This is a genomic window from Novosphingobium sp. SG751A, from assembly GCF_013149295.1.
In the GTDB taxonomy this organism is placed as follows: Bacteria; Pseudomonadota; Alphaproteobacteria; order Sphingomonadales; family Sphingomonadaceae; genus Novosphingobium.
The window spans coordinates 37,350-51,183 of record NZ_JABGCB010000012.1; the positions used below are offsets into that span (position 1 = coordinate 37,350).

The 13,834-nt window shown below is 62.6% G+C and carries 14 protein-coding genes; 11 read left to right on the top strand and 3 right to left on the bottom strand.

The genetic code is table 11. The features are described 5' to 3' along the window. Positions 1–41 precede the first annotated feature (41 nt). Genes FHW96_RS16620 through FHW96_RS16635 form a run of 4 tightly spaced genes read left to right on the top strand, consistent with a single transcriptional unit; the run spans position 42 to position 4,404 of the window. The gene (locus FHW96_RS16620) at positions 42–911 is read left to right on the top strand and encodes a hypothetical protein (protein WP_172341700.1); all 870 of its coding nucleotides are present in this window, start codon (positions 42–44) and stop codon (positions 909–911) included. After that, positions 908–3,091, top strand: a complete 2,184-nt coding sequence (locus FHW96_RS16625) for a PQQ-binding-like beta-propeller repeat protein (RefSeq protein ID WP_172341701.1) — start codon at positions 908–910, stop codon at positions 3,089–3,091. Before FHW96_RS16620 ends, FHW96_RS16625 begins: the two co-directional genes overlap by 4 nt. Before the next feature lie 12 nt (positions 3,092–3,103). Further along, the gene (locus FHW96_RS16630; protein WP_172341702.1) at positions 3,104–3,601 is read left to right on the top strand and encodes a DUF3237 domain-containing protein; all 498 of its coding nucleotides are present in this window, start codon (positions 3,104–3,106) and stop codon (positions 3,599–3,601) included. A gap of 11 nt (positions 3,602–3,612) precedes the next feature. Then, entirely contained in the window at positions 3,613–4,404 is a 792-nt protein-coding gene (locus FHW96_RS16635) for a CmcJ/NvfI family oxidoreductase (protein WP_172341703.1), read from the top strand. 207 nt (positions 4,405–4,611) lie between these two features. Here the strand turns inward: FHW96_RS16635 and FHW96_RS16640 are convergent, their stop codons facing one another. Continuing rightward, positions 4,612–5,541 (bottom strand): SDR family oxidoreductase, encoded by a 930-nt coding sequence (locus tag FHW96_RS16640; RefSeq protein ID WP_172341704.1) that lies wholly within the window; start codon positions 5,539–5,541, stop codon positions 4,612–4,614. Between the two features lie 89 nt (positions 5,542–5,630). Between FHW96_RS16640 and FHW96_RS16645 the strand changes: the two genes are divergently transcribed. After that, positions 5,631–6,332, top strand: a complete 702-nt coding sequence (locus FHW96_RS16645; protein WP_172341705.1) for a nuclear transport factor 2 family protein — start codon at positions 5,631–5,633, stop codon at positions 6,330–6,332. Here the strand turns inward: FHW96_RS16645 and FHW96_RS16650 are convergent. Further along, positions 6,317–6,850 (bottom strand): MarR family winged helix-turn-helix transcriptional regulator, encoded by a 534-nt coding sequence (locus FHW96_RS16650; protein WP_172341706.1) that lies wholly within the window; start codon positions 6,848–6,850, stop codon positions 6,317–6,319. The two genes, FHW96_RS16645 and FHW96_RS16650, sit on opposite strands and share 16 nt — an antisense overlap. Before the next feature lie 202 nt (positions 6,851–7,052). Here FHW96_RS16650 and FHW96_RS16655 point away from each other — a divergent pair, with 202 nt between their 5' ends. The 6 genes from FHW96_RS16655 (at position 7,053) to FHW96_RS16680 (ending at position 13,487) form a co-directional block, all read left to right on the top strand. After that, the gene (locus FHW96_RS16655) at positions 7,053–9,452 is read left to right on the top strand and encodes a TonB-dependent receptor (RefSeq protein WP_172341707.1); all 2,400 of its coding nucleotides are present in this window, start codon (positions 7,053–7,055) and stop codon (positions 9,450–9,452) included. Between the two features lie 142 nt (positions 9,453–9,594). Beyond that, positions 9,595–11,172, top strand: coding sequence for an FAD-binding protein (locus tag FHW96_RS16660; RefSeq protein WP_172341708.1), 1,578 nt, complete (start codon positions 9,595–9,597; stop codon positions 11,170–11,172). Continuing rightward, positions 11,169–11,582 (top strand): cytochrome c, encoded by a 414-nt coding sequence (locus FHW96_RS16665; protein WP_172341709.1) that lies wholly within the window; start codon positions 11,169–11,171, stop codon positions 11,580–11,582. The genes FHW96_RS16660 and FHW96_RS16665 overlap by 4 nt, the downstream gene beginning before the upstream one ends. Continuing rightward, positions 11,582–11,941 carry a hypothetical protein gene (locus FHW96_RS16670; RefSeq protein WP_172341710.1) on the top strand — a complete coding sequence of 120 codons (360 nt, stop codon included), beginning with the start codon at positions 11,582–11,584 and terminating at the stop codon, positions 11,939–11,941. The genes FHW96_RS16665 and FHW96_RS16670 overlap by 1 nt, the downstream gene beginning before the upstream one ends. Further along, positions 11,938–12,702: a glutathione S-transferase family protein gene (locus tag FHW96_RS16675; protein WP_172341711.1), complete on the top strand. Its 765-nt coding sequence runs from the start codon at positions 11,938–11,940 to the stop codon at positions 12,700–12,702. The genes FHW96_RS16670 and FHW96_RS16675 overlap by 4 nt, the downstream gene beginning before the upstream one ends. Then, complete coding sequence (locus tag FHW96_RS16680; RefSeq protein WP_253951024.1) at positions 12,702–13,487, top strand: glutathione S-transferase family protein; 786 nt, start codon at positions 12,702–12,704, stop codon at positions 13,485–13,487. The genes FHW96_RS16675 and FHW96_RS16680 overlap by 1 nt, the downstream gene beginning before the upstream one ends. On the opposite strand, the gene FHW96_RS16685 is transcribed toward FHW96_RS16680, so the two are convergent. Further along, positions 13,488–13,823, bottom strand: coding sequence for a hypothetical protein (locus tag FHW96_RS16685; RefSeq protein WP_172341712.1), 336 nt, complete (start codon positions 13,821–13,823; stop codon positions 13,488–13,490). Between the last annotated feature and the right edge of the window lie 11 nt (positions 13,824–13,834).

Here is a 13,834-nt window from a genome sequence, read left to right on the forward strand (position 1 = left end):
CATACCCCACCCACCCTCGCGCCAAAAATCGGGGAGAGGTTATGGATCGGACCGCGCTTTATCGCGTGCTCGACAGGTTTCTGGCGGCTTTGGCGGCGCGCGATGCGGGCGCTGTTGAATGGGCGCCCGACACGCAATTTTCGGAAAACAACGTCATGCTGGAGCCCGGCGATGGCGTGTGGAACACCATTGCGGGCATTGGCGAATACCAGTTGCGCTTTGCCGACACACGCACGGGCCAAGTCGGCTATTTCGGCACGATCATCGAGGCGATTGAGGAATCAGGCTTCACCCTGCGCCTCGCCGTCAATGATGCGGGCCAGATTACCGAATGCGAAATGTGCATCGTGCGCCAAAGCGATTCGGGCATCAAATTCGAAAACCCGCGCTATTGGGTGAAACCCATCCTTGAAGAGGACGCCACCGCACCGGTGGACCGCGCCGAAATGGTTCGCCTGTCGAATGGCTATTTCGACACGTTGCAATTGAACGACGGCACGATCCACACGCGGTTTCACCCCGATTGCAACCGGGTGGAAAATGGCGTGCAGACCACGCGCAACCCCGATTTCGCCAAAATCGTCCCCGTCTCGGCGCTGGGCTGCGAAGAACAGTTCCGCATGGGCAATTACCGCTATGACGATGAACTGCGTGCCCGCCGCTTTCCGCTGGTGGATGAGGAACGCGGCCTTGTGCTGGCCTTCGGCTTCATCGACCATTCGGGCAAGCTGGAGCGCTATCAACTGACCGACGGGCGCTGGGTCAACAGCCCGGTGCGCCGCCCGCATTCCTTCTATATTTCCGAGCTGTTCAAGATCGACCACGGCATGATCTGTCAGATCGAGGCCAATTTCATCACCGTCCCCTATCGCATGCCCAGCCCCTGGCCTCAGGAAGAACTGCCGTCATGAAGCGCCTGATTTCAGCGCTGGCGCTGGCCGCTCTGGCCACGCAACTGATCGCCGGCCAACCAGCCCCGGAGGGCGCAGGCGCGCAATGGACCAACCCCGGCGGCGATGCTGGCAAGACCCATTACAGCCGCCTTGCGCAAATCACCCCCGCCAATGCTACGCGCCTCGGCCTTGCATGGATGGCCGAATTGGGCACCACGCGCGGCATGGAGGCGACACCGGTGATGGTGGGCGGCGTGCTCTATACTGCGGGCGTGGCGGGCCGCGCCTATGCCCATGATGCCGCCTCTGGCCGCCTGCTCTGGGCCTTCGAGCCGCAAGTGGACATGCAGCTCAACCGCACCGCCTGTTGCGATATGGTCAACCGGGGCCTTGCCGTGGCCGATGGCAAGGTGTTCATCGCCGCGCTTGATGGCTGGATGTATGCGCTGGACGCCAAAACCGGCAAGGTCTCGTGGAAAACCGACTTTATCGAAAACCGCGCCAAGGGCGACAACTCCACCGGCGCGCCCGAAGTGGCGGGCGATGTGGTCATCATCGGCATGGCGGGCGCGGAATATGACGTGCGCGGCTATGTCACCGCGCTGGACCTGAAAACCGGCAAGATCCGCTGGCGCTGGCATGTGGTGCCGCGCGATCCGGCGCTGGGGCAACAGGAGCGCCCCGAACTCGACGCCGCGCTCAAAACATGGGACCCGAAAAGCCGCTGGGACATTGGCGGCGGCGGCGCGCCTTGGGATGCGATCAACTATGATCCCGAAACCGGACTGGTGCTGATCGGCACCGGCAATGGCGGGCCTTATGCAACATCCAAGCGCAGCCCCTCGGGCGGTGACAATCTCTACATCGGCTCGGTGGTGGCGCTTGACCCCAAGACGGGCGCGATGAAATGGCATTATCAGGAAACGCCCGGCGACAACTGGGATTTCACCAGCACACAGCCGATGGTGCTGACCCATGTGAAGCTGGATGGAGAGGATCACCCGGTGGTCCTGCATGCGCCCAAGAACGGGTTCATGTATGTTCTCGACCGGCGGACCGGCCAATTGCTGCGCGCCAACGCCATCGCGCGGGTCAATTGGGCCAGTGGGGTGGATCTGAAAACCGGGCGGCCCAATCTGACGCCGGAAAGTTCCGATTACACCACCGGCCCCAAGATCGTGTTCCCCGGCACGCCCGGCGCGCGCAACTGGCATGGCGCGGCCTATAGCCCCAAGACCGGGCTCTATTATGGCGCGGTGCTGGACATCGGCAATCTGATCTTCATGACGCCGGGGCAGAAGCCCTTGAAGGCGCGCGGATTGAACAATGATGCCGCGCTGATCTTCACCACCGATGTGGGCGATGCGGTGGACACCCTGCCCCCGCCTCTGGCCGCGCAGGTCAAGGCCCTGCCCGCCTTTGCCGAGGCAGTGAAGAACCCCGGCACGGCACAGATGCGCGCGCTCGATCCACTGACCGGCAAGACCGTCTGGGCCGCCGACATGAAAGGCTGGCAAGATCGCAGCGGCGCGCTGGTCACGGCCAGCGGGTTGATGGTGCATGGCAATGTTGCGGGGCAATTGGTGGTGCGTGATGCGGCCAATGGGCGCATCATCAAGACCATCGACACCGGCACCAGCATCCTTGCCGCACCGATGACCTACACCATCGGCAAGACCCAATATATCGCCGTAGCGGCGGGCTGGGGCGGCGGAGGCTTTCCCTTTGTGCCGCGCTATGGGGCGGCGTATAATCGGGTCAATGCCAACCGGTTGCTGGTTTTCAAGCTGGAGGGCAAGGCGCATCTGACGCCCCCGCCCCGCCTGCCCGCGCTGACCGTGGCGCCCACCCCGCCTGCGCAGGCGCCGGGCGTTACGCCCGAGACCATCGCGCGCGGGCAAGGCCTGTTCTTCGCCAATTGCGCGATCTGCCACGCCAACCGCCACCGCTCGATCACACCCGACCTGCGCCGGATGCAGCCCGGAACGCATGACGCCTTCCGCCAGATCCTGCTGGACGGCCTGCTGGTGCCGGGGGGGATGCCGCGCTGGAATGACATCCTGACGCCTGCGGACGCCGACGCGATCCACGCCTATCTGATCGACCTGCAAGCCAAGACCCGCGTTGAGGAACTGGCCAAGGTGAAGGCCAAGAAGCCGCTCGACGGGCCGGCGCTGACCATTCTTTCCAATTATTAGAGGCCGATCCCCATGGAATTTTCGACGCTTGAAAACCCCCGCCTCGAATTCGCCTTCGCCTGTACCTTGCGCTTTACGCGGGTGCAGATGGTGCCCGACCTTCCCTCTGGCGGGATGCGAAGCGCGGTCTATGTGGACGAGGGCACGTTTGAAGGGCCCCGTTTGAAAGGCCGCGCCGTGCCCAATTCGGGCGGCGATTATGCGCTGTTCCGCCCGGATGACACCGCATGTTTCGACGCCCGCTATATGCTGGAGGAAGAAGACGGCACGTTGATCTATATGCAGAACAAGGGATTCCTCTGGGGCCGTGAACCGGGCGTGATGGACCGTTTGCGCCAATGGGCCTTTGCCGGGGGCGACCCGGTGCCGCATGCCGAATATTACCTGCGCGCCCAGCCCAGCTTTGAAACCAGCAAGGGCAAGCATGACTGGCTGACCCGCCACATCTTCATCGGCATCGGCGAACGCCGCCCGGATGGCAACCATGTGCGCTATTACGCGCTGACCTGAGGAGGCACGCAATGCCCTTGGCCCAGATCACCTATTCCGGACGCGGGGTGGAACGGCCCCGCTATTACGCCAATGCGCATCACCGCGATGTGCTGGAAATTGTTGAACACCCGATGCGCGTGGAAAGCGCGCGAGGTTTGAATGCGGACATCGACCGCGAAGGGTTCACGCTGGCGCTGCACGACAGCGCGGTGTCGGACTGGCGTGATCCGGCGCAGATTGCAGGCATCTATGCGCCCGAACTGGCAGCTCTGGTCCAGCGCATGACGGGGGCCGATGAGGTCAAAGTCTCGCCCCACGGCATCCTGCGCTTTTCGGAGAAATCGGGCCTCGCGGGCAGCGGCAACAATTCCCACCCCGCCCGCTTTGCCCATATCGATGTGGCCGATAGCTCATCGCGCATGATGGCTGAGCGCGGCGCGGGCGGGCGGCCCTTTCGCCGCTATGCCGCGATCAACATCTGGCGCGCCCTCTCCCCCGCGCCGCAGGACGTGCCCCTCGCCCTGTGTGATGCGCGCAGCGTGGGGCCAAGCGATCTGATCGTGGCCGATGCTATCTTTGACGAGCCCGATGGCCGTGAATGGGGCTTCGAAGGGCTGGTCGTCGCGCATAATCCGGGGCACCGCTGGTATTATTATCCCGATATGCATGACGGAGAGGCAATCCTGTTCAAAACCAAGGATAGCGACGAGGCCGCAGCACGCCATATTCCCCATGTGGCCTTCAACGACCCCTCTGCGCCGGGGGATGCGCCGCCACGGTCGAGCATCGAGATGCGGGCGACGGCTTATTGGTGGGAGTAAAAGGTTAAGGGGCCTCCGGCGGGCAGAGGGACGAGTCCCTTTGCAATCCCCTTACTGTCTATGTGGTGCGCGATATCGCCCAAAGCGCAACATTGCTGCGCCACAGGCTTTAAGACATTGCCTGCGGCGCGGTCAACTTGGCGCCACCCCAAAATGGGATTGCAAAGGGCCCCCGCCCTTTGCCCGCCGGAGGCATCCTTTCCCTCCTTAATTCAAATCCGCGATCGTAATCTCGCGCCCCTCCAGCGCAGCCTTATTCGCCGCCCGCCGCATCCGCTCAACTTCAAGACGCTCCGGCGGCGTTTCATCCAACGGCAAGGCGGCCAGACTATCCTCATAGATCGCCTTGAAATCCTCGGCGAATTCGGGGTGGGTAAAGATCAAGCCCTTCTCCTCGCTCATACCGGACAGGATGCGCTGGCCTGCCTCCAGCGGGTCCATCCCCGCCGAGAAAGCCTTGCCGAAATGTTCAAGCGCGCCGCGGTCAACCTCACCAAAGCCGCTCTGGGCAAATTCGGCGGGGCGGCGAAAGGCTGAGTCCCACGCATTCGTCGCCACCAGCGCCGGGCAGACCAGCGAGCAGCCTATGCCCAGCGGCACGAGGTTATAGCGCAAGGATTCGGTCAGGCCCCGCACGGCGAATTTGCTGGCCGTATAAATCCCCGCCTGTGGGCCGGAGAGATAGGCGGCCATGCTGGCGATGTTGACGACATGGCGGCGGCCGGTTGCACGGCGCAGGGCTGGCAGGAAGGAGACCACGCCATTGACCACGCCTCCGAAATTCACCCCCATGATCCAGTCGTAATCGGCATGGGTCGCCTCGGCGGTATTGCCAAAGACCGAGACGCCCGCATTGTTGACCAGCACATGCACCGCGCCGAAATGGGCTTCGACCTGCTCTGCGGCGCGGGCGAAGCCCTCACGGTCGGTCACGTCGAGGCGAAGCCACAGAGGTTCTTCCAAACCGTTTTGCGCGAACCATGCGGCGGCTTTGCTGCGATAGTCTTCATTGCGATAGGACAGCGCCAGCCGCATCCCCGCCAGCGCAAAGGCGCGCGCTATGCCAAAGCCCAGCCCGGATACGCCGCCACTGATAAAGGCCACGCGCCCTGTCCAGTCTCTCGTTTGATCGCTCATGCATTTTCCCTCTCGCCAAGTGCATTATGATTGTTAGTATAGCATACAAATAGCCCCAAGGAATCGGGCTGGCAATATGGGAGAGTGACATGGCAGATACAGACGCCCGTCTGGCCGCGCTGGAGCGGCGCGTGCAGGAGCTGGAGGATATCAACGCGATCCGCCGCCTGCATTGGGCTTATGGTTACTATATCGACTTTAACCGGGCCGAAGATGTGGCCAATCTGTTTGCCGAAGACGGCGAGGTTATCTTCCTTTCAGGCATCTACAAGGGCCGCGAAGGGGCCTATCGCCTCTATGGCACCTGGTTCAAATCGCTGTTCCTGGCGCCGGGCGAAGAAGGCCCCGCCTATGGCTTCCTGCTCGACCATTTCCAGATGCAGGACATCATCACCATCGCCCCCGATGGCCAGACCGCCAAGGGCCGTTTCCGCGGCATGCTGTTTGGCGGCAGCCATGAAAGCCGCGAGTTCAAGCCGCAGGGTCTGCCGCTGCAGTTCATGGAAGCCGGCATCTATGAGAATGATTACGTGAAGGAAAATGGCGTCTGGAAGATCAAGCGCCTCGATTACATGATGCAGTGGCAGGGCGATTATGAAGCGGGCTGGTCAAAGACCACCGCGCATCTTCAGCCGCTGACCGAATGCTATCCGGCCAACCCCATCGGCCCGGATGAAATCCGCACATCGGAACTGCGCCAGACATGGCCGCACCGCCATGATGTGCCGATGCATTTCGCCCATCCGCGTTTCGGCGCGGCACTGGCCGGCCAGGTTCAGGAACCGGCCTGATCCTGAGGCTGCGCCGCATTCCATTCGGCGATACGGCGCAGAACCAGATCGGTCAAATGCCCCATTTCCCGCCGCTGTCTCACCGTCAGCTTGCCCAGCAGGCTTTCGGCCACATCGTGCAGCATCGGCTGCATCTGGCGATAGGCGCCCTCGCCCGCCGCAGTCAGGCGGACAGGGCGGCGGCGGCGATTTTCCGGATCGTTGAAATCCTCCACCCATCCGCGCGCCTTGGCCCCGGCAATCGCGCGGCTGACATTCATCGCAGACATGGCGGTAATATGCACCAGATCATGCCCGGCCAGCGGCCCTTCGCCCGCCAGCGCCATCACCACCTTGACCTCATTGGTCGAAGCGCCGACCGGATCGCACACGCCTACCTTCATCGGATCGCCGATCATGCTGCACAATTTGAGCAGGCCGATGAGCAATTCGGTGAGACCGTCTTCGGACGGGGCGGTACCCGGTTCAGAGGAGGCGTCTTCGGGCGGGGAAGAGGGCATGCTGTTACTGCTGTTCATGGTGGTGAAACTAACCACATTCGGGGGGCAAAAGGCAAGTTTTTTCCCTTTTTCACATTAACGAATGTGACCTTTTCGCATCAGTAACCTTATCAAGCGGGCTAGGCCCAAGAAAATCCCCGAAGCCTGCTTGCCAAGTTCAAAATCGTATGTATCACTCACAAACGTCAGGGCGAAAAAGCCCGATATAGGAGAGGGAATCATGGCCAAGACTTTTGGCATCTTTACTCGTGCGCGCCTCGCTCAGGCCGCCGCCACGGCCGCGCTGGCCTGCGCACTGAGCGCCGCGCCGGCCTTTGCCGCCGAAGCCGCCGACGCTCCGCCCGCCGATGCCCCGGCCGCCGCCGCAGAGCATGGGCTGAAAGAGATCGTCGTGACGGCTCAGTTCCGTTCGCAAAAGCTTCAGGACACGCCGCTATCGATCACGGCGGTTAATTCCGACCTTTTGAAGTCGCGCAACCAGACCGACATCAGCCAGATTGCAGCCCAAGCCCCCAACGTGCAGCTCACGCAAATGGGCGGCGCTTTCGGCTCCTCGATGGCGGCCTATATCCGCGGCGTGGGCCAGTATGACTTCAACCCCGCCTATGAACCGGGCGTGGGCATCTATATCGACGACGTCTATTACGCCTCGCTCACCGGTTCAGTGATGGATCTGCTCGACCTTGACCGCGTCGAAGTGCTGCGCGGGCCGCAGGGCACGCTGACGGGGCGTAACTCGATCGGCGGCGCGATCAAGATGTTCTCGACCAAGCCGAGCGCGGAGAATTCGGGCAGCATCGAAGCGGCCTATGGCGCGCGCAACCGCCTGGACCTGCGCGGCAGCATGAATTTCGCGCTGACCGATTCGCTGTTCGTGCGCGTTTCGGGCGTTCACAAGCGTCAGGACGGCTATGTGAACATGATCGACTATGGCTGCGCTAACCCCGGCAATTCGCTGGGCATCACGGCCAATGCCAACACCGGCAAGGGCTGCGTGATCGGCAAGCTGGGCGAGAAGAATTACACCGGCGCGCGCGCCTCGATCCGTTACAACCCGAATGATAAGATCGACTGGATCATCTCGGGCGATTACACCTATGAAAACCGCAGCAACGCCGCCAGCGTGCTGACCGTGGACAACACGGTCAAGACCGGCGGCATCGACTTCCGCTGCGGCAATTATTGCACCTATGCCAACTTCTACATGCCCGCCGGCGGTCAGGCCGGTCAGGCCTATACGATGCCGACGAACACGATGTTCACCGGCTGGGGCACGTCGAGCAACCTGAAGTACACGATCAGCGACAACCTCAACATTCAGTCGATCACCGCCTATCGCAAATATCATCAGACCTTTGGCACCGACGATGATTTCACCCCCTATTCGCTGGTGGCGGGCGCCGGCTACAACGATCTTACCTTCAAGTTCTTCAGCCAGGAACTGCGCCTGAACGGCAAGATCGGCAACCTGGCCGAATGGACCGTGGGCGGTTTCTACAACGATCAGACCTCGGTCTATTTCACCCGTCAGGACATCCGCTACATCGTGCCGGGCGTACCCAGCTTCTATCTGCAATTCCAGGGCAATGACCCGGTCAAGGCCAATTCCAAGGCCGGTTTCGCCACAGTCATCCTGCACCCCACCGACAAGCTCAACGTGACGGGCGGCCTGCGCTATACCAGCGAGCACAAGGACTACACATTTGTGCGCCAGAACTGGTCGGGCGGCACGCTGGTCGATGCATTTGGCGTGGGCGCGCTCAATGGCAGCGTGGCCAATTATGATGGTGACAAGCTGGACTGGCGCATTTCGGCCGACTATCGCTTCAGCCCGCAACTGATGGCCTATGCCACGGTCAGCACCGGCTTTAAGGGCGGCGGCGTCACCGCGCGTCCCTTCACCAAGACGCAGGCCACCAATGGCACGTTCCGCCCCGAAACGCTCACCTCTTATGAACTGGGCCTCAAGAGCGATCTGTTCGACCGTCGTCTGCGCCTGAACCTTGCCGGTTTTGTCAATGACTACAAGAACATCCAGCTGCCGATCTCGGATTGCTCGCTGCTTGACGGTTTTGCCGCGGGCACCGATCCCTATCCCTGCGCCGCGATCCAGAACGCGGGCGATGGCAAGATGTGGGGCCTTGAAGGCGAATTGAGCGCAAGCCCAATCGACGGTCTGGACATTGACGCCAGCCTGAGCTGGATCGATGGCGAATGGAACCGGATCAGCGCGCAGGTCACTTCGATCAAGCTGACCGATCCGATCACCTCGCCCAACTGGCGCGGCAGCTTCGGCATCCAATACAAGGCCGATCTGGGCGGCAGCAACGGCACGCTGACCCCGCGTTTCGATCTGGCCTATACCGGCAAGCAGCAGATCGGCCGCCTGACGGTGACCGGCCCGCTGGAATATAACCCGGTCATCGCCATCGCCAATGCGCGCGTGACCTGGAAGAACCCCAAGCAGGATCTGGCGATCAGCTTTGAAGTGTCGAACCTGTTTGACAAATACTACTATCTGCCGCTGCGCTTCCAGGCGCTTTATGCCTCGGCAGGCACGGTTTACAGCAATGTGGGCCGTCCGCGTGAATGGGCGATTTCGGTGCGCAAGTCTTTCTGAGATTTGTATTTATGACCCGATCTTGGGGGTGGATCGAAAGGTCCGCCCCTTTTTTTGTCCATGCGTTTTCCCGGTTGACAGCGGCCTGCGCGATGCGCATCATCAATAACAATTGTTATAAAAAACGGAGAGGAAGAGGTCCGTGAAACTGACCCTGCCGCCGCGGGTTAGCCCGCAATCCTTTGATGCTGCGCTCAAGGCTTTTGCCGGGGTCGTGGGGGCCGGATGGGTCATGTCATCCGACGCCGACCGCGATGCCTATGCCGACGCCTATGCGCCCGGATCAGCCGAGCGCTGGCCCGCTTCGGCCGCCGTGGCGCCCGCATCGGTCGAGGAAGTGCGCGCCATCGTGCGTATCGCCAATGAATACAAAGTGCCGCTCTGGCCTGTCGCGCGGGGCAAGAACCTTGGCTATGGCACCGCCGCGCCGCGCATGGCGGGCTCGGTCGTGCTGGACATGGGGCGGATGAACCGCATCCTCGAACTCGACCCCAAACTGGCCTATGCGGTGGTGGAACCGGGCGTGGGCTTTTTCGACCTGCATGACGAAGTGGAGCGGCAAAAGGCCCCGCTCTGGCTCTCTGTCCCCGGCAACGGCTGGGGCAGCGTGATCGGCAACGCCCTGGAGCATGGCATAGGCTATACGCCCTATGGCCTGCACGCGCGCAACCTGTGCGGGATCGAGGCGGTGCTGCCCGATGGCGATCTGCTGCGCACCGGCATGGGCGCGATGAAGGACAATCCGGCATGGCACCTTTTCCCGATGAATTATGGCCCGACATGGGATCTGGCCTTCAGCCAGTCGAATCTGGGCGTGGTCACCAAGGCAGGCCTGTGGATGCAGCCCGCGCCCGAAACCAGCCTCGAACTGACATGGGACATCCCCAATGAGGAGGACATCGGCTGGGTGATCGACACGGTGACGCCGCTGAAAATTGCGGGCGTGATCGATCAGAACGTGTTCATCCCCAGTTGGCTGGGCAAGATCGTCGTGCTGGGCACGCGCAAGGATTTCTGGGACAAGCCCACCGCCATGCCCGAATGGCGCGTCAAGGAATTGCTCAAGCAGTATCAGCTTGGCTACTGGCGCGTCTCGATCCGCCTCTATGGCGACGAAAGCGTCAACAAGGCCAAGGCCGAGGTCATCAAGGCGGCCTTCAAGCGCCACCTTTCGGCCCCGGCCATGGAGAGTTGGTGGCGTCAGGGCGATCCCAAGCCGCCGCTTGATCTGGCGCTGGGCACGCCTTCGGCGGTGCCGCTGCAAATGTCGGACTGGGTGGGTGGACGCGGCGCGCATCTGGGCTTCTCGCCTGTCGTTCCCGCCACGGGCGAGCATGTGATGGGACAGTTGAAGCGCAGCCGCAAGATCATCGCCGATCACGATGTCGACTTCTATGCCAGCTTCACCATCGGCGGGCGGTTTGCCAATAATGTCAATATGCTGATGTATGACCGCGACAATGCGGCGCAGGTGGACAATATGAAAAAGCTGTTCAACGCGCTGATCAGCGAAACGGCCAAGGCCGGTTATGGCGAATATCGCACCCATCTGGGCTGGATGGACCGGGTGATGGACACGTTTGATTTCAACGATCACGCGCTGCGTCGCTTTGGCGAGAAGGTGAAGGACGCGCTCGACCCCAACGGCATCATCGCGCCGGGCAAGCAGGGTATCTGGCCCGCCGCCTATCGCGCCTTGCAGAAGGAGGGCGCGGAATGAGCCGTTTTCTGCTGGCTGTCGCCCTGCTCGCCCCCACCGCCGCATTCGCGGCCGCGCCCGGCGGCGTCCCCGAATTGCCGCCCTATCAGGTCCGCACCGCCCAGCCTGCGGGCGACCGTCTGCAACCGGGGCGCGACCCCAAGGCGGTGTTTGAACATTCCTGCGGCTATTGCCACTTTCCCGGCGGCATGGGCACCAATCTGCTGACCAAGCAGATGATGATGCTGAAACGCCCGCCATCGGACGGGGTGCTGACCAATCGCCACGACCTGCTGCCCGATTACGTCAAGGCGGTGGTCCGCAACGGCAAGGGCGCCATGCCCGCACAGACCCGCGTGGACCTGACCGATGCGGAATTGAACGCGGTGGCCGCCTATCTGGCGCAAAAGCCGATAAAGGGGAAAAAGTGATGCTGCGCATCTCCCGCCGCCGGATGATGCAAGGTGCGGGCGCGGCGGGCCTTATCGCGGCGCGGCCCGCGCTGGCCGTCGCCGCCCCTGCCCTGCTGATCTATGACAGCCGCATTCCCGAAAGCGCCGCCTTTGCCGCCGCATCCGCCACCCCCCTGCGCCACGATCTGGCGCAGGCGCGTCTGGACCCGCGCCGGGTCGCCGCCGTCGGTCGTATCGAGGGCCTGACGCGGCGCAGCGATTATGTCGCCCTGTCCCTCGCCCTGCGCCTGCACGGGATGCGCAGCCAAGATGAGCGGCGTCTCTCCACCCGCGATCACCTGTTCCGCTGGTCGCTGAGTAAGGGGGCCAACGCATGAGCGTCGCCCTCTATCACTGGGAACCCAACGCCAATTCGGGCAAACCGATGCTGGCGCTGATGGAAAAAGGCGTCACCTTCGACAGCCATTACATCGACATGCTCGCCTTTGATCAGCACAAGCCGGAATACCTTGCCATCAATCCGCAGGGCACGATCCCGGCTATGGTGCATAACGGGCGCGTGCTGGTCGAATCCACCGCGATCATGGAATATGTCAACGAGGCCTTTGCCGGCCCCGCGCTGATGCCCGACAATCCGCTCGAACGCTGGCGCATCCGCTGGTGGATGAAATTCATGGACCAATGGCTTGGCCCCAGCTTTTCCATGATCGGATGGAGCGTGTTCGTCGGCCCGATGGTTCGCAAGCGCGATCCGGCAGAGCTTGAGGCCGCGATTGATCGCATTCCGCTGCCCGAACGCCGCGTGGCGTGGCGCAAAGCGATCAGCGGGCAATTTGGCGAAGCCGAACTGGCCGAGAGCCGTCGCCGCGTCGCCTTTGGCATCGCCTTGCTGGAAGAGGAATTGGGCAAGCGCGATTATGTCGGCTCGAACGCCTACAGCCTTGCCGACATCAACATCTTCAACTCCACCTATTCGCTGCCGCTGTCTCAGCCCGATCTGGCCGGGCGGGACAAGACGCCCAACATCATGCGCTGGCTCAAACGCGTCTATCAGCGCGAGGCGGTCAAGCGCACATGGGCCATGGGGCGCACAGATCTGGCCCATCGCTACAGCCTGATTATGGAAGGGATCGACTGATGGCCGTGCTGTATCATGGAGAGCCCAACGGGCCGAGCCTGTCGGTTCTGGCGGTGCTGGCCGAATGCGGGCTGGAGGATCAGATCGAGACACGCGCCATCAACCTGCTGGCGGGCGAACGCCACACGATCCCCGGCATAACTGAACCTCTGGCGCGCGACCTTGGCGTCGAGGGCGAAGGGCCGGTGCTGGTGGTCGATGGCGAGGCTTGTCAGGAATCGGTGTTCCTTGCCCAATATCTCGACGAAGCGGCGGGCGCGGGCTTGCAGCCCAAGGACGCCTATACCCATTGGCAGATGATGATGTGGTGCCGCCGGATCACCGAAAGATGCGCGCCCGCCGCCGCCTTTCTGGGCAATCGGGCCTACGCGACGCCGGTTCTGGCGGCCATGGATGACCCGTCCTTTGACGCGATCACCGCCTCCATCGCCTCGGCCGACCTGCGCCAGCGCTGGGCCGACACCCGCAGCGGAGCCTTTCCCGAGACCGCGCAGGCCGACAGCCAAGTCAAGATTGCCGACGCCGCCGCTCTGGTCGAAACGCAATTGGGCGATGGGCGCGAATGGCTGATCGGGCCGCTGACGATTGCCGATTTTGAAACCTACGGCTGGCTGGTCGGCATGGTCGATCTCATGCCCGATGCCTTTGCCGATAGACCGCTGGCCAAGGCATGGATGGCGCGCATGACGGCCCGCCCCAGCGTGCAATCTGCCCTTGCCCGCGCCGGCACCGCCCACCCCGAAAGGGTCTGGGCGCCGGGGCCGGAGATCAACCGCTGGGGTTAATCAGGCCCCCAGTTTGACCAACCAGGCGGCGGCCTTCTTCGGCTCGCCCACCGCGTCGGACCGTACCGGACCACGCGCGGCCAAAAACTCGGCGTGGAGTTCAAATTCCTCCATGCCGAGTTTTTCGCGCATAGCGTTGATGCTGTCGGCCAGATCATTCAGCTCGGCCAGCATCGGGGCAGCCTTGGCCCGCGCGTGGCGGTCCTGCTGATGGTCGAACAGGCCCCATTGGCCCGCCGCCGTCACCCGGAGCGCCGCGATCAGCGTCGCGCGATAGTCGGCCTCGGCCTCCTCGCGCTGGGCCTCCAGCCGCTCCAGACGATCTGCGCGTGCCATTAGCGCTTATT

What these genes read in the sequence shown, in the direction of transcription:
- FHW96_RS16675 (WP_172341711.1), top strand. Translation starts at nt 11,938, where the DNA reads ATGAGCGTCGCCCTCTATCACTGGGAACCCAACGCCAATTCGGGCAAA.
- FHW96_RS16650 (WP_172341706.1), bottom strand. Translation starts at nt 6,850, where the DNA reads ATGAACAGCAGTAACAGCATGCCCTCTTCCCCGCCCGAAGACGCCTCC.
- FHW96_RS16665 (WP_172341709.1), top strand. Translation starts at nt 11,169, where the DNA reads ATGAGCCGTTTTCTGCTGGCTGTCGCCCTGCTCGCCCCCACCGCCGCA.
- FHW96_RS16655 (WP_172341707.1), top strand. Translation starts at nt 7,053, where the DNA reads ATGGCCAAGACTTTTGGCATCTTTACTCGTGCGCGCCTCGCTCAGGCC.
- FHW96_RS16680 (WP_253951024.1), top strand. Translation starts at nt 12,702, where the DNA reads ATGGCCGTGCTGTATCATGGAGAGCCCAACGGGCCGAGCCTGTCGGTT.
- FHW96_RS16640 (WP_172341704.1), bottom strand. Translation starts at nt 5,541, where the DNA reads ATGAGCGATCAAACGAGAGACTGGACAGGGCGCGTGGCCTTTATCAGT.
- FHW96_RS16685 (WP_172341712.1), bottom strand. Translation starts at nt 13,823, where the DNA reads ATGGCACGCGCAGATCGTCTGGAGCGGCTGGAGGCCCAGCGCGAGGAG.
- FHW96_RS16635 (WP_172341703.1), top strand. Translation starts at nt 3,613, where the DNA reads ATGCCCTTGGCCCAGATCACCTATTCCGGACGCGGGGTGGAACGGCCC.
- FHW96_RS16670 (WP_172341710.1), top strand. Translation starts at nt 11,582, where the DNA reads ATGCTGCGCATCTCCCGCCGCCGGATGATGCAAGGTGCGGGCGCGGCG.
- FHW96_RS16625 (WP_172341701.1), top strand. Translation starts at nt 908, where the DNA reads ATGAAGCGCCTGATTTCAGCGCTGGCGCTGGCCGCTCTGGCCACGCAA.
- FHW96_RS16630 (WP_172341702.1), top strand. Translation starts at nt 3,104, where the DNA reads ATGGAATTTTCGACGCTTGAAAACCCCCGCCTCGAATTCGCCTTCGCC.
- FHW96_RS16645 (WP_172341705.1), top strand. Translation starts at nt 5,631, where the DNA reads ATGGCAGATACAGACGCCCGTCTGGCCGCGCTGGAGCGGCGCGTGCAG.
- FHW96_RS16620 (WP_172341700.1), top strand. Translation starts at nt 42, where the DNA reads ATGGATCGGACCGCGCTTTATCGCGTGCTCGACAGGTTTCTGGCGGCT.